The 13,444-nt window shown below is 71.7% G+C and carries 14 protein-coding genes and 1 tRNA gene; 7 read left to right on the forward strand and 8 right to left on the reverse strand.

Translation table 11 applies throughout. The features are described 5' to 3' along the window. Nucleotides 1–334 precede the first annotated feature (334 nt). The 4 genes from rsrA to PUR26_RS33455 all read right to left on the reverse strand — a co-directional run bounded on the left by rsrA (nt 335) and on the right by PUR26_RS33455 (nt 3,243). Nucleotides 335–634 carry a mycothiol system anti-sigma-R factor gene (gene rsrA, locus PUR26_RS33440; protein ID WP_329878439.1) on the reverse strand — a complete coding sequence of 100 codons (300 nt, stop codon included), beginning with the start codon at nt 632–634 and terminating at the stop codon, nt 335–337. After that, entirely contained in the window at nt 631–1,287 is a 657-nt protein-coding gene (locus PUR26_RS33445; RefSeq protein ID WP_329878441.1) for a sigma-70 family RNA polymerase sigma factor, read from the reverse strand. The genes rsrA and PUR26_RS33445 overlap by 4 nt, the downstream gene beginning before the upstream one ends. Nucleotides 1,288–1,615: 328 nt before the next feature. Beyond that, nucleotides 1,616–2,257: an alpha/beta hydrolase family protein gene (locus PUR26_RS33450; protein WP_329878605.1), complete on the reverse strand. Its 642-nt coding sequence runs from the start codon at nt 2,255–2,257 to the stop codon at nt 1,616–1,618. Between the two features lie 170 nt (nt 2,258–2,427). Next, nucleotides 2,428–3,243 carry an SOS response-associated peptidase gene (locus tag PUR26_RS33455; RefSeq protein ID WP_329878443.1) on the reverse strand — a complete coding sequence of 272 codons (816 nt, stop codon included), beginning with the start codon at nt 3,241–3,243 and terminating at the stop codon, nt 2,428–2,430. 51 nt (nt 3,244–3,294) lie between these two features. Between PUR26_RS33455 and PUR26_RS33460 the strand changes: the two genes are divergently transcribed. From PUR26_RS33460 to PUR26_RS33475, 4 genes are all read left to right on the forward strand, one after another. Further along, nucleotides 3,295–3,987: a M50 family metallopeptidase gene (locus PUR26_RS33460; protein ID WP_329878445.1), complete on the forward strand. Its 693-nt coding sequence runs from the start codon at nt 3,295–3,297 to the stop codon at nt 3,985–3,987. Between the two features lie 37 nt (nt 3,988–4,024). After that, nucleotides 4,025–5,365: a 3-phosphoshikimate 1-carboxyvinyltransferase gene (aroA, locus tag PUR26_RS33465; RefSeq protein WP_329878447.1), complete on the forward strand. Its 1,341-nt coding sequence runs from the start codon at nt 4,025–4,027 to the stop codon at nt 5,363–5,365. A 4-nt stretch (nt 5,366–5,369) separates the two neighbouring features. After that, nucleotides 5,370–6,380, forward strand: coding sequence for a ribosome small subunit-dependent GTPase A (gene rsgA / locus PUR26_RS33470; protein ID WP_329878449.1), 1,011 nt, complete (start codon nt 5,370–5,372; stop codon nt 6,378–6,380). A gap of 89 nt (nt 6,381–6,469) precedes the next feature. Further along, nucleotides 6,470–6,793 carry a DMT family transporter gene (locus PUR26_RS33475; protein ID WP_329878451.1) on the forward strand — a complete coding sequence of 108 codons (324 nt, stop codon included), beginning with the start codon at nt 6,470–6,472 and terminating at the stop codon, nt 6,791–6,793. Here the strand turns inward: PUR26_RS33475 and PUR26_RS33480 are convergent. After that, on the reverse strand, nt 6,759–7,412 hold the full coding sequence (locus PUR26_RS33480; protein ID WP_329878453.1) for a TetR/AcrR family transcriptional regulator: 654 nt from the start codon (nt 7,410–7,412) through the stop codon (nt 6,759–6,761). The two genes, PUR26_RS33475 and PUR26_RS33480, sit on opposite strands and share 35 nt — an antisense overlap. 121 nt (nt 7,413–7,533) lie before the next feature. Between PUR26_RS33480 and hisN the strand changes: the two genes are divergently transcribed. Both hisN and PUR26_RS33490 read left to right on the forward strand, forming a co-directional pair. Further along, a complete protein-coding gene (gene hisN / locus PUR26_RS33485) occupies nt 7,534–8,334 on the forward strand; it encodes a histidinol-phosphatase (RefSeq protein ID WP_329878455.1) in 801 nt (266 codons plus the stop codon). Nucleotides 8,335–8,564: 230 nt separating this feature from the next. Then, nucleotides 8,565–8,966 carry a CBS domain-containing protein gene (locus PUR26_RS33490; RefSeq protein WP_329878457.1) on the forward strand — a complete coding sequence of 134 codons (402 nt, stop codon included), beginning with the start codon at nt 8,565–8,567 and terminating at the stop codon, nt 8,964–8,966. A 67-nt stretch (nt 8,967–9,033) separates the two neighbouring features. On the opposite strand, the gene PUR26_RS33495 is transcribed toward PUR26_RS33490, so the two are convergent. Next, nucleotides 9,034–10,503 (reverse strand): catalase, encoded by a 1,470-nt coding sequence (locus PUR26_RS33495; RefSeq protein WP_329878607.1) that lies wholly within the window; start codon nt 10,501–10,503, stop codon nt 9,034–9,036. A 125-nt stretch (nt 10,504–10,628) separates the two neighbouring features. Between PUR26_RS33495 and PUR26_RS33500 the strand changes: the two genes are divergently transcribed. Further along, nucleotides 10,629–11,045, forward strand: a complete 417-nt coding sequence (locus tag PUR26_RS33500; RefSeq protein ID WP_329878459.1) for a Fur family transcriptional regulator — start codon at nt 10,629–10,631, stop codon at nt 11,043–11,045. Nucleotides 11,046–11,306: 261 nt separating this feature from the next. Here the strand turns inward: PUR26_RS33500 and PUR26_RS33505 are convergent. Both PUR26_RS33505 and PUR26_RS33510 read right to left on the reverse strand, forming a co-directional pair. After that, nucleotides 11,307–11,380 (reverse strand) — tRNA-Met (locus PUR26_RS33505). Between the two features lie 72 nt (nt 11,381–11,452). Further along, complete coding sequence (locus PUR26_RS33510; protein ID WP_329878461.1) at nt 11,453–13,354, reverse strand: tetratricopeptide repeat protein; 1,902 nt, start codon at nt 13,352–13,354, stop codon at nt 11,453–11,455. Nucleotides 13,355–13,444: the final 90 nt, after the last annotated feature.

The raw sequence follows: 13,444 nt of genomic DNA on the forward strand, positions 1-13,444 counted from the left end.
GTTCCGCCGGCCCTGTCAGCACGGACAGCACGGAGACCACGGACCCGGGCCGGTCCGGGGGACCGGCCAGGAGCACGCAGGCGGAGACGAGGGCCGGAAGGACGCACCAGATGGCACACAGCGCGGCACAGGCGATGTACACGCGCGCCGCTGCCGGAATCCCCGCCACGGTGTGCCGCCCTCCCGCCGCCCTTCCACTGGCCGAACAGAGCGCCAAGGCTAACGAGTCGGCCCCCGCATGACGGCGGCTCGCGAGGGATTAGCACATTCGGGTGACGCGAAGGGGCGCGCCACGGTGATCGTGGCGCGCCCCTTCCGCGTGTGCCGGCGGGTGCTACTCCTGCGTGGCGGCGGTCACGTCCTGGTCGGACACGACCTGCCCCGACCGGATGGACTCGATCCGCCCCATGACCTTGGCCCGTAGGTCGGTCGGCACGTCATCCTGCCCGCAGCACCTCTTGACCAGCTTCTTCACGGCCTGCTCCAGCCCGTACTTCTCCAGGCAGGGCGAGCACTCCTCGAAGTGGACCTCGAACTTGGTGCAGTCGCTGTCGGGCATCTCGTGGTCCAGGAACTCGTAGAGATGATCCAGGACCTCAGAGCAATCCGTCTCGTGCGGCTCTCCGCAGCTCATGAGCCCGAGCCTTTCCCGTTGTTCGACGACTCTCCGGCGCCCGCGGGTACGAGTCCGCGATCGCGGGCGTAGTCCTCGAGCATGCCGCGCAACTGACGGCGGCCACGGTGCAGTCGGGACATCACCGTACCGATGGGTGTACCCATGATGTCCGCGATCTCCTTGTACGCAAACCCCTCGACATCGGCCAGATAGACGGCGATGCGGAACTCCTCGGGAATCGCCTGGAGCGCTTCCTTCACGTCGGAGTCGGGCAGATGGTCCAGCGCCTGGGACTCGGCCGACCGCAGACCGGTGGACATGTGCGACTCGGCACGCGCCAGCTGCCAGTCCTCGATCTCCTCGGCGGCGCTGCGCTGGGGCTCGCGCTGCTTCTTGCGGTACGAGTTGATGAAGGTGTTCGTGAGGATCCGGTACATCCACGCCTTGAGGTTCGTACCCTCGCGGAACTGGTGGAAGGACCCGTACGCCTTGGCATACGTCTCCTGGACCAGGTCCTCGGCATCGGCGGGGTTGCGCGTCATGCGCAGCGCTGCCGAGTACATCTGGTCGAGGTAGCCGAGGGCGTCGCGCTCGAAGCGCGCGTTGCGCTCGACCGTCGTCTCCTCGGGGCCGTCGTCGGTCCCTGCGTCGGTCCCAGTGACCGGACCCACCTCCTCCAGCGCTGTGGCGAGGCCGAGTGCGGACCCGCTCGAATCGGAGAATAGTCGACCTTCCGGTGACAGTCCCTTCCGATTCTTTCCGCCCGCCGCCCGGACAGGGGCGTTGCCGGCCGCAGGCAGTACCGTCCAGTCCAGCGCGGCGGCGTGCGAGCGACCCGGGCAGATGGTCGAACTCATTCGACGGACTCCCTCTCCTGGCTCAGGTGCGAGCTTCTGTGTTCCCTGCCGACGGCACCGGCATGACGTCACCGCCGGCTTCTCTGTCGACCTTCCCTGTCGACCGTCTCTGTCGACGCCCGTCACAACAGACACCGCGCGCTCAGCATTCCCGCGGTCCGCCGAGCCACTTCCCGACGCCGTCGGTGATCACGCGGAGTGCTTCCTCCTGGGTGGACGTGGCCCTCTTCGGCACGGCGAAGCCGTGGTCCCCGAAGGGCACTTCGATCAGCTCGTGGTCGCCCGCCGGGAACTCCGCCGGCCTGCCGAACGGGTCGTTCCCGCCCTGGACGACCAGGGTCGGCACCCCGGTGCCGAGCAGCTCGTCGGCGCGCGACCTCTCCGGCCGGCCCGGCGGGTGCAGGGGGAAGCTCAGGGCCAGCACGGCGTGGGCGCCCAGGGCACGGGCGGTCCGGCAGGCGACCCGGGCGCCGGCGCTGCGCCCGCCGGCCACCACGGGGAGCCCGGGCGCCCGCAGGGCGGGCCAGATGTCCCGCCAGCCCTCGTCGAGGGTCCTGGGCGCCGGGGCGAGCTTCCGGCCGGCCACCCGCCAGGGCTGTTCGACGAGCGCGACGGTCACCCCGGAGGCGGGCAGGACCGCGGCGAGGGCCTGGAGGTCACGCGCCTCGATGCCGCCGCCGGCGCCGTGGCCGAGGGCCAGGAGGAGGCGAGGCTCGCGATCGGCGGCGTACCAGGTGACGCGGGCGTCACCGACGGAGGTCGGCACGAGGTCACGGTGGGTCATGGGACTGCTCACGGTGCCATGATCCCGCGCGGCCGCCCCCGCGCGCGCGTGAGGCCGACGGGCTCACCGGCGCGTCTCCCGGGCAGGCCGCCCGCGCGTGATCCGGCGGGGGGACGGCGTCCACGGCCGCCCGGGAGCCCCGACGAGGTCCCGGACGGCCGCCCGCGGCCTCAGAAGAGGGTCTCCTCCTCGGGCGCGGCGAGCTCCTTCAGCAGTTCGGGACCGTTGTTGCGGACGTTGCTCACCGCGGTGGCCACCGGGTACGCCCGCATCAGGCCCTCCGGCGGCGGCGCCAGCAGTCCCCGCAGGTCGTCGGGGTCCGTGCGGGCCGGGTCCAGCCAGGCGTCCCAGCGGTCCGGGGGGAGCATCAGCGGCATCCGCGGGTGGATGTCCGCCAGTGCCCGCGGGCCGTCGGCGGGTGCCACCCCGAGCGGCCCGGTCTCCGCCTCGGTGGTGATGACGGAGCAGGTCACCCACCAGGCGGCCGGGTGGTCGTCGGGCAGCGTGCGGTCACGCCAGAACTCGTACAGTCCGGCCATCGCGAAGACCGACCCGTCGGCGGGCAGGACGAAGTACGGCTGTTTGCGGGGCCGCTTCTTCCTCCCCTGCTCCTCCAGCTGCCGCTCGCCCGCGCCGGTCACCCACTCGTAATAGCCGTCGGCCGGCAGGATGCAGCGGCGCGCGGAGAAGGCCCTCCTGAACGACGGCTTCTCGTGGACGGTCTCCGCCCGGGCGTTGATCATGCGGGCGCCGCCCTCGGGCGTCTTCGCCCAGGAGGGCACGAGTCCCCACTTCAATGCGCGCAGCTGCCGAACCGGACGTGGTGAATCCGCGTCTTTCAGAGGGCGTTCCAGTACCGCGTACACCTCTTTGGTCGGGGCCACGTTCCAGTCGGGGGCCAGGGTCTCCTCCGGCTCCCACTTCTCGACCTGGAAGAGTCCTGCCAGGTCCTCGGGCCTGCGACTCGCCGCATAACGTCCGCACATACCTGCCAACACTGCCACGACCCCCGACCCGTTTGAGGAGCCGTCCGAGAAATGGCCAGCACCGACGTCTTCGGTACCCAGCCCGCCCCGGACGTGTGGCTCGTCGTGGCGACGGCCGTCGCCGCCCTCGCCGTGACCGTGCCGCACGCGGTGTGGCGGACAGCACGCAACGCGATCACCATCGCCCATGAAGGCGGTCACGGCCTGGTCGCCCTGCTCACCGGCCGCCGCCTCGACGGCATCCGGCTGCACTCCGACACCAGCGGCCTCACCGTCAGCAGGGGCAGGCCGACGGGGCTCGGCATGATCCTCACCGCGGCGGCGGGCTACACCGCGCCGTCGCTGCTCGGCCTCGGCGGGGCGTGGCTGCTCGCCGCGCACCGGATCACGCTCCTGCTGTGGGTGGCGACGGCGCTCCTGATCGTCATGCTGGTCATGATCCGCAACGCGTACGGGGCCCTCACCGTCATCCTGACGGGTGCCACCTTTCTGCTGATCTCCTGGCTGACCGAACCGGTCGTGCAGGCCGCCTTCGCGTACAGCGTCGTCTGGTTCCTGCTCCTCGGCGGTGTCCGCCCCGCTTTCGAGCTCCAGGCCAAGCGCCGCCACGGCGGGGCGCCGGACTCGGACGCGGACCAGCTCTCGCGGCTCACGAACGTTCCGGCCCCCCTGTGGCTCTTCCTCTTCCACGCGGTATCGCTCTGCTCGCTGACCGGTGGCGGCCGCTGGCTGCTCGGTCTCTGAGCCGAGCTGCCCGAAAGGCCCGTCTAGAGTGAGGGGCATGACCGAAAGCCCCGCGCACCCCGACCTCTGGCCCGCCCCGCACGCGAGCGGTCCCGTCGACGCGACCGTCACCGTGCCCGGATCCAAGTCGGTCACCAATCGCGGCCTGGTGCTCGCCGCCCTCGCCTCCGAGCCCGGCTGGCTGCGCCGCCCGCTGCGCTCCCGCGACACCCTGCTCATGGCGGCGGCGCTGCGCACGCTCGGTGTCGGCATCGAGGAGACGGTGTCGTCGAGCTCCGCCGGCGCGGGTGACCCCGGCTGCTCCGGCGAGGCGTGGCGCGTCATCCCGGCCGGCCTGCACGGCCCGGCCACCATCGACGTCGGCAACGCCGGCACGGTCATGCGCTTCCTGCCGCCGGTCGCCACGCTGGTGGACGGCCCGGTCAGGTTCGACGGCGACCCGCGTTCCTACGAGCGGCCCCTGGACGGCGTGATCGACGCCCTGCGCGCCCTGGGCGCCCGGATCGACGACGACGGCCGCAGTTCGCTGCCCATGACGGTGCACGGGAGCGGCGCCCTCGACGGCGGTCCCGTCGAGATCGACGCCTCGTCGTCGTCGCAGTTCGTCAGCGCCCTGTTGCTCTCGGCGCCGCGCTTCAACCAGGGTGTCGAGGTACGCCACACGGGTGCGACGCTGCCCTCCATGCCGCACATCCGGATGACCGTCGACATGCTCCGTTCGGTGGGCGCGCAGGTGGACGAGCCGGAGACCGGCGGCGAGCCGAACGTCTGGCGGGTCTCCCCCTCCGCGCTCCTCGGCCGGGACCTGACCGTCGAGCCGGACCTGTCCAACGCCCAGCCGTTCCTGGCGGCCGCGCTGGTCACCGGCGGACGGGTCACCATCCCCGACTGGCCCGAGCGCACCACCCAGCCAGGTGACGCGCTGCGCGAGATCTTCACCGAGATGGGTGGAGCCTGCGAGCTCACCGAGCGCGGCCTGACCTTCACCGGCACGGGCGTCATCCACGGCATCGACGTGGACCTGGGCGAGGTCGGCGAGCTGACCCCCGGCATCGCGGCGGTCGCCGCCCTCGCCGACTCGCCGTCCACGCTGCGCGGCGTGGCCCACCTCAGGCTCCACGAGACGGACCGCCTGGCGGCCCTGACCAAGGAGATCAACGAGCTGGGCGGTGATGTGACGGAGACGGCCGACGGACTGCACATCCGCCCGCGCCCGCTGAGCGGGGGCGTCTTCCACACGTACGACGACCACCGGATGGCGACGGCCGGCGCGATCATCGGCCTCGCCGTCAAGGACGTACGGATCGAGAACGTCGCGACCACCGCCAAGACCCTGCCGGACTTCCCGCAGATGTGGACCGGAATGCTCGAGGGCTGACGACATGCGCCGCTACGGCAAGAACCCCGACGAGGACGACATCCGCTCCCGTCCCAACCCCAAGGGCAACCGGCCTCGGACCAGTATCCGGCCGAAGCACGAGGACGCCTCCGAGGGGATGGTCCTCACGGTGGACCGCGGCCGCCTCACCTGCCTGGTCGACGACCGCACGGTCATGGCGATGAAGGCGCGCGAGCTGGGCCGCAAGGCCGCCGTGGTCGGGGACCGGGTGTCCCTGGTCGGTGATCTGTCCGGCAGGAAGGACACCCTGGCGCGCATCGTCCGGATCGAGAAACGCGGTTCGGTGCTGCGCCGCACGGCCGACGACGACGACCCCTACGAGCGGGTGGTCGTCGCCAACGCCGACCAGCTGGCCATCGTCACGGCGCTGGCCGACCCCGAGCCGCGGCCGCGGCTGATCGACCGCTGCCTGGTGGCGGCGTTCGACGGCGGCCTGGAGCCGCTGCTGGTGCTCACCAAGTCGGACCTCGCCCCGCCCGAGAAGCTGCTGGAGCTGTACGGCGCGCTGGACATCCCGTACGTGGTGACCAACCGCGAGGAGCTGTACGACGGGCATGCCGCCGACCGGGTGCGCGAGCACCTCGGCGGCCGCACCACCGCCTTCGTGGGCCACTCGGGCGTCGGCAAGACGACCCTGGTGAACGCGCTCGTGCCGGAGGAGCGGCGGCGCTCCACCGGCATCGTCAACGCGGTGACGGGGCGCGGCAGGCACACCACCACGTCCGCCCTCGCGCTGCCGCTCGACGGCGCGCGGGGCTGGGTGATCGACACTCCGGGCGTGCGGTCCTTCGGGCTCCACCACGTCGATCCGTCCCGGGTCATCCTCGCCTTCCCTGACCTCCGGCAGGGCACGGAGAACTGCCCGCGCGCGTGCAGCCACGACGAACCGGACTGCGCGCTGGACGCCTGGGTGGCCGAGGGGCACGCGGATCCGGCCCGCCTCTATTCGCTGCGGCGGCTGTTGTCGACCCGTGAGCGGCGCGAGGGCGACTGACTCGCGCACGTTTGCGGGTGGCCACGCTTGGTAAGTGCATAATCGCACCAAGTGAGACGAAGCAGTCATCGACGCGGGAGGCTCTGGCTATGGCGTGGCTGCTGGTCGTGGTCGCTGGTCTGCTGGAAACCGGTTTCGCCGTCTGCCTCAAGCTCTCGCACGGCTTCACCCGGCTGTGGCCGACGATCGCCTTCGCCTGCTTCGCGCTGGGGAGCTTCGGCCTGCTGACGCTGTCGCTGCGCAAACTCGACGTCGGCCCGGCGTACGCGGTGTGGACCGGCATCGGCGCGTCGGGCACGGCGATCTACGGGATGGTCTTCCTGGGCGAAGTGGCGTCCACCCTGAAGCTGGTCTCGATCGCGCTGGTGATCGCGGGGGTCATCGGTCTCCAGCTCTCGGGCTCGTCCCACTGACGTCCGGGCCTCCGCAGGCGGTACGCACCAGCACGCCGACGCCCTCGCCGCCGGGCGCGACCACATAGGACAGGGCGAGCCGGACGGCCAGCTCGCAGCGGTGGGCCAGCGCGCACGTCTCCTGCACGCTGCGCCCGTGGGCGCCGCCCCGCTCCAGGGCGGCGCGCGAGCGTTCCCATACCTCCGCGGCGAGCTCACCGGGGGCGGGCGGCCCGGCGTCCGCCCGGCGCTGCGCGCGGGCGCGGGGCGGCCCGGGTGCGGCGCCCGGCGTCCGGGCGGGCCGGGGCGCGGGCAGCCGTTCACCCCAGCAGCCGGTGAGCAGGGCGCGCAGCAGCGGTCTGCCGTGCGCCTGGCTGACGGTCCACTCGGCGACCGAGACGAGCGGGTCGGTTCGGTGCGGCCGGTCCGCGAGGATGTGCTCGACCCCGCGCAGATAGGCGTCGGCCTCACGCCGCACCAGGGCGCGGGCGAGGCCGTCCTTGCTTCCGAACTCGTTGTAGAGGGTCTGCCGGGACAGCCCCGCGGCCGACGCGACGTCGACCATCCGGACAGCCGACCACGGCAGTCCCGCGAGCGCCGCGGAAGCGGCGTCCAGCAGTGCTTCTCGCGCGGTGGGCATCGTCGCCTCCCAGGCGGCCGCCTTCCAGGCCAACCGGCTCTGCGCTCAGAGTTGACGCCTCGCCACGCACTGTCAAGAGTCCCCGCGGAACCCGTCGATCCTCCGGGATAGAGTGCGGCACATGGCCGACTACCACGATGATCTGCGTCTTGCCCACGTTCTCGCGGATGCCGCCGACGCCGCCACGATGGACCGGTTCAGGGCTCTCGACCTCAAGGTCGAGACCAAGCCGGACATGACGCCGGTGAGTGAGGCCGACAAGGCCGCCGAGGAGCTGATCCGGGGCCATCTGCACAGGGCCAGGCCGCGTGACGCGATCCTCGGCGAGGAGTACGGCGTGGAGGGCACGGGCCCGCGCCGATGGGTGATCGACCCCATCGACGGCACCAAGAACTATGTGCGCGGGGTGCCCGTCTGGGCGACCCTGATCTCGCTGATGGAGGCGGGCGAAGGCGGCTTCCAGCCGGTCGTGGGCGTGGTGTCGGCCCCCGCGCTGGGGCGCCGCTGGTGGGCGGCCAAGGGGCTGGGCGCCTACGCCGGCCGGAGTCTGGCGTCGGCGACGCGGCTCCAGGTCTCCAAGGTGTCCGAGCTGTCGGACGCCTCGTTCTCGTACTCGTCGCTCACCGGCTGGGAGGAGCAGGGCCGGCTGGACGGCTTCCTGGACCTCTCGCGGGCGTGCTGGCGGACGCGCGCCTATGGGGACTTCTGGCCGTACATGATGGTCGCCGAGGGTTCCGTGGACATCTGCGCCGAACCGGAGCTGTCGCTGTGGGACATGGCGGCGACCGCCATCGTGGTGCAGGAGGCGGGCGGGTCGTTCACCGGCCTGGACGGGAAGCCCGGACCGCACAGCGGCAACGCGGCGGCGTCCAACGGCCTGCTCCACGAGGAGCTGCTCGGTTATCTGAACCAGCGCTACTGACGGTGACGACCAGGCGCCGCTCGCCTCGTGGCGAGTGTGCGCCTGTTGCGCACGGCCCCTTGTTGAGACCGCGAATGGCTGCCACTCTGAAGGCACCCCCACTTGTGAACTTGTGAATCCTTTCTGTTTGCAGGGTGGCCGATCCGGGAGACCGGCGGCCGTCCGGTCCGCTGTCGGGACGCACGGAGGGTCACGGGATCACAGGACTCCTCAAGGAGGTGGCTCCGTCCATGCTCGTCCGTGACGCCATGAGCACGGTGGTCCTCACCATCGGACCCGCGCACACCCTTCGCCAGGCGGCCGCGCTGATGGCGGCGCGCCGCGTCGGCGCCGCCGTCGTCCTCGACCGTGACACCAGCGGGCTCGGCATACTCACCGAGCGCGACATCCTCGTCTCCGTCGGCGCCGGCCAGAACCCGGACATCGAGACGGCCGGCGCGCACACCACCACCGACGTCGTCTTCGCGGCACCGGGCTGGACCCTGGAGGACGCGGCGGGAGCGATGACCCACGGCGGCTTCCGCCATCTGATCGTGCTCGACGGCCACGGCCCCGTCGGCATCGTCTCCGTGCGCGACATCATCCGCTGCTGGGTTCCGGTGCGACGGCCGGCCGCCACCATGGCCGGGTAGGACACGCGGAAGGGCCGGACCCCCCTGGGGATCCGGCCCTCCGTCAACGACAAGCGATCCAGTGCTTTCAGCCGCGCAGGGCCTGGACCGCGGCCTCCAGCCGCTTGCCGAAGTCTCCGTCGGCCTGACGGAAGTTGTTGATCGCGCGGTCGGCTATGTCGTCACGCGAGACCTTGGAGATGAAGCCCGCCAGGTTGTCGATCAGGCGGCCCTTCTCGTCCTCCGACATCAGGCGGTAGAGGTTGCCCGCCTGTACGAAGTCGTTGTCCTCGGCGTGGCTCGGCGCCTCGTGGTTGCCCGTGCCGCCGGTGACCGGAGTGGACTGCCACAGCGGCCGGTCCGTCTGGAACGGGCCGCCGAAGCTGTTCGGCTCGTAGTTCTTCGCACCCTTGTGACGGCCGTCGTAGAGGAAGCCGTCCCGGCTGTTGGTCCGCGCCTCGGTGGCACGCGGACGGTTCACCGGAAGGTGGTCGGCGTTGATGCCGACGCGGTAGCGGTGGGCGTCGCCGTACGCGAAGAGACGGCCCTGGAGCATCTTGTCGGGCGACGGGCCGATGCCGGGCACGAAGTGCGCCGGGGAGAAGATCGACTGCTCGACCTCGGCGAAGATGTTCTCCGGGTTGCGGTTGAGCTCCAGCTTGCCGATCTCGATCGGCGGGTAGTCCTCGTGCGGCCACACCTTGGTGAGGTCGAACGGGTTGAAGCGGTAGTTGGCCGCCTCGGCCGCCGGCATGATCTGCACCTGGACGGTCCAGGACGGGAACTCACCGCGCTCGATCGACTCGCGCAGGTCCCGCTGGTGGGAGTCCGGGTCCACACCGGAGAGGCGGTTGGCCTCGTCGGTGGTCAGGTTCTTGATCCCCTGGTCGGTCTTGAAGTGGTACTTGACCCAGAAGACCTCGCCGGCCTCGTTGTTCCACTGGTACGTGTGCGAGCCGTACCCGTTCATGTGACGGTAGGTGGCCGGGATGCCGCGGTCACCGAAGAGCCACGTCACCTGGTGCGTCGACTCCGGGGACAGCCCCCAGAAGTCCCACACGTTGTCGGCTTCCTGCGAGCCCGTGTACGGGTCGCGCTTCTGCGTGTGGATGAAGTCGGGGAACTTGATGGCGTCCTTGATGAAGAACACCGGGGTGTTGTTGCCGACGAGGTCGTAGTTCCCCTCTTCGGTGTAGAACTTCAGCGCCCAGCCCCGGGGGTCGCGCACCGCGTCGGCCGAGCCGAGGTTGCCCGCGACGGTCGAGAAGCGCAGGAAGGTCTCCGTCTGCTTGCCGACCTCGGAGAGGAAGTTCGCGCGGGTGTACCGCGTGACATCGGCGGTCACCGTGAAGGTGCCGTAAGCGGCCGCGCCACGCGCGTGGACGACCCGCTCCGGGATGCGCTCACGGTTGAAGTGCGCGAGCTTCTCCAGCAGCAGCTGGTCCTGCACCAGAACGGGACCGCCGAGGCCCGCGGTCTCGCTGTTCTGGTTGTCGGCGACCGGCGCCCCGGCCTCCGTGGTGAGCGGTCCCTGCGTCACGTGCGCCTCCTGCGTAATTCCTGCAAGTCCTGTCCCTTGGCTAATGCCGATCCCGATCCTACAATGGACATTGTCTAAGTCAAGCCCCTATCCAAAGCCACACCCGTTCGGGACTGGGTCCCCTCCCTGTTAGGCTGGTCTTCATGAGCGACCTGTTGGAACGGCTGCGCGGACGCGGCTGGCGGATGACCGCGCAGCGGCGCGTCGTGGCCGAGGTCCTCGACGGGGACCATGTACACCTGACGGCCGACGAGGTCCACGCTCGCGCCGTCGAGCGGCTTCCCGAGATCTCCCGGGCGACGGTCTACAACACGCTGGGTGAACTGGTGACCCTGGGCGAGGTCCTGGAGGTGTCCACGGACCGCCGCGCCAAGCGCTACGACCCGAACGCCCACCGGCCCCACCAGCACCTCGTCTGCGCCCGCTGCGGCGCCATCCGCGATGTGCACCCGTCGGGCAACCCGCTGGCGGACCTCCCGGACGCGGAGCGCTTCGGCTTCACGGTCTCGGACGTGGAGGTCACCTACCGCGGCATCTGCCCGAACTGCGTCACCGCCTGAGCCTTCGGGCCTCGGGCATTCGGGAACCGGTCCAGGAATAGCCCCCCGCACCCGCGGGGGGCTCTTCGCATGCCCCGGCCGCTCCATCGGGCCCTTCGCCCGCCTCCGCGCGCGCAACCCGCACGCCCGGCCGCGAAGCCGTACTCGCGCGCAAGGCACCGAAGACGCGGAAGGCGCGGAAGGCGCGGTCACACGGAAGCGTGGAGATACGAAAACACCTGAGGCCCGGATCCTCGATGGATCCGGGCCTCAGGTCTTCAGTAGCGGGGACAGGATTTGAACCTGCGACCTCTGGGTTATGAGCCCAGCGAGCTACCGAGCTGCTCCACCCCGCGTCGGTGAACACCACCTTACGGGACCACATGGACCAGAGCAAATCTCTTCCCCGCCGCAGGTGGGAGGGCAGATCACGCGGTGAGTTCCTGGTGCAGCGCCTCGCTCAGGCGAGCCGCCCTCTCCGCCACCTCGGCCGGGCCGAGCTCGACGGCCCGGGCGCACCAGCGCCGGCCCTCCGTGAGCTCGCCCCGACGGGCGGCGAGCAGCGCCAGGCGCAGCGCGGCCCGGCCGTGTCCCGCGCGGGCCGCCCTGGTCCACCAGAGCGACGCCTCGCGCTCGTTCCCCTCCCGGGCGAGCAGCAGACCGAGGTTGAACGCGCCGTTGCGGCTGCCCGCCTCCGCGGCCTCCCGGTACCAGCGCCCGGCGTCGGCGATGTCACCGCGGGCTGCGGCGAGCATGCCGACCCGGACCTGGGCGCGGCGGTGGCCCTGCTCGGCCGCCCGCTCGTACCACTCCTCGCACTCGGTCTTCGGCGCCTGCGGCTCCCCGAGCGGGGGCGGCCCCGGCGGCGGCTGACGCGCGTCGAGGACCGTGGCCAGCCGGTAGGCGGCCTCGGCGCTGCCGCCGCCCGCCGCGCACCGCAGATGGCGCTCCGCCGCCTGCTCGTCGCCGTCGCGGAGCAGGGCGATGCCGACCTGGAGCGCGGCCTCGGTGTGGCCGGCCGCCGCCGCGCGCTCGTACCACACCAGCGCCGCGCGGTCGTCGTCCCGGCCCGCGTAGAGGATGCCCAGGTTGAAGGCGGCGTCCACGCTGCCCGCCTCGGCCGCCTTGGAGAACCAGGGCTCGGCGCCGTTCGGGTCGCCGTTCTGCAGGAGCAGGACGGCCAGGGCGTTGGCGGCCTCGCGGTGCCCCGCGTAGGCGGCGCGGCGGTACCACTGGTCGGCCTGGGCCGTGCGGTCCTGCGCCGCGTACAGCAGCCCGAGGTTGTAGGCGCCGTTGACGTCCCCGGCGTCCATGGCCGCGCGGTACCAGCGCTCGGCGGTCTGGTGCTCGCCGCGGGCGGCGTGCAGGGCGCCCAGCGCGTTCGCCGCGTTGCCGTCCCCGTCCTGGGCGGCGCGCAGCCACCACACGGCGGCGCTCTCCTCGTCGCCCGCGTCCCGCAGCAGGAAGCCGAGCGCGCAGGCGGCCCTGGCCTCGCCGTCCTTGGCGGACGTGAGGTACCAGCGGCCCGCCTCCTTGAGCTCGCCGCGCTTCTCCAGGATCGCTCCGAGGTGCAGCGCGGCGCGCCGGTGCCCGCGTGCGGCGGCCTGGCGGTACCACTGCTCGGCCGTGTCGGCGAGGTCCGTCCCGCCCGTCGTGTCGGTGCCCGCCACGGCGTCCGGGCCGGCCTCCGGCGCCTGCCGCTCCAGGGCCCTCGCCAGGCGGTACGCCGCCTCACGGTGACCCTGCTCGGCCGCGGCCCGCAGCCAGCGCTCGGCGCCGACGTCGCTGCGGTGCTCCAGCAGGTCGGCGAGGGCGTACGCGCCCAGGGCGTGGCCCTGCTCCGCGGACTGGCGCAGCCAGTACTCGGCGGCGGGTTCGTCACCGCGCTCGCGGTGGTGGCGGCCCAGTGCGTGCGCGGCGGCCGCGGATCCGGCCACGGCGGCGATACGCCACCAGCCGGCGGCCTCGTCGGCGTACCCGCGCTGGTGCAGCAGTACGCCCAGATTGTTGGCCGCGGCACGGTCGCCCTCGGCCGTGGCCGCGCGCAGATAGGGTTCCGCCCCGTCGAGGTCGCCGCGGCGCAGCAGTGTCGCGCCGAGGACGCTCATCGACGCGGTGTCGCCGCTCTCGGCGGCGCTGCGGTGCCGCGCCTCGGTCTCGACGGTGTCCCCGCCGTCCACGCCGTCCATCGTGGCAGCGTCCATCGCGGTGGCGTCCATCGCGGTGGCATCCATGGTCACGCCACTCATCGCCGTTACGGCGCCCTCGGTGTGCCCGTGCACAAACCGCCCTGTCTCCAACAGAGTTGCCCTGTCCCCCATAAATTCCATCGTCGCACCACCCGCAACCCGCGTACACCTGGTATACCGCAGCCAGTGAGGTCACTTCAGCGTTTTGTCGACATGCCCACAGGGAGACAA

Source organism: Streptomyces sp. SP18CS02, from assembly GCF_036322365.1.
GTDB lineage: Bacteria > Actinomycetota > Actinomycetes > Streptomycetales > Streptomycetaceae > Streptomyces.

Bases quoted from the DNA above. Each gene is read 5' to 3' on its own strand.
- PUR26_RS33475 (WP_329878451.1), top strand. From the start codon at position 6,470: ATGGCGTGGCTGCTGGTCGTGGTCGCTGGTCTGCTGGAAACCGGTTTC.
- PUR26_RS33455 (WP_329878443.1), bottom strand. From the start codon at position 3,243: ATGTGCGGACGTTATGCGGCGAGTCGCAGGCCCGAGGACCTGGCAGGA.
- PUR26_RS33490 (WP_329878457.1), top strand. From the start codon at position 8,565: ATGCTCGTCCGTGACGCCATGAGCACGGTGGTCCTCACCATCGGACCC.
- PUR26_RS33450 (WP_329878605.1), bottom strand. From the start codon at position 2,257: ATGACCCACCGTGACCTCGTGCCGACCTCCGTCGGTGACGCCCGCGTC.
- PUR26_RS33460 (WP_329878445.1), top strand. From the start codon at position 3,295: ATGGCCAGCACCGACGTCTTCGGTACCCAGCCCGCCCCGGACGTGTGG.
- rsgA (WP_329878449.1), top strand. From the start codon at position 5,370: ATGCGCCGCTACGGCAAGAACCCCGACGAGGACGACATCCGCTCCCGT.
- PUR26_RS33480 (WP_329878453.1), bottom strand. From the start codon at position 7,412: ATGCCCACCGCGCGAGAAGCACTGCTGGACGCCGCTTCCGCGGCGCTC.
- PUR26_RS33500 (WP_329878459.1), top strand. From the start codon at position 10,629: ATGAGCGACCTGTTGGAACGGCTGCGCGGACGCGGCTGGCGGATGACC.
- aroA (WP_329878447.1), top strand. From the start codon at position 4,025: ATGACCGAAAGCCCCGCGCACCCCGACCTCTGGCCCGCCCCGCACGCG.
- hisN (WP_329878455.1), top strand. From the start codon at position 7,534: ATGGCCGACTACCACGATGATCTGCGTCTTGCCCACGTTCTCGCGGAT.
- PUR26_RS33510 (WP_329878461.1), bottom strand. From the start codon at position 13,354: ATGGAATTTATGGGGGACAGGGCAACTCTGTTGGAGACAGGGCGGTTT.
- rsrA (WP_329878439.1), bottom strand. From the start codon at position 634: ATGAGCTGCGGAGAGCCGCACGAGACGGATTGCTCTGAGGTCCTGGAT.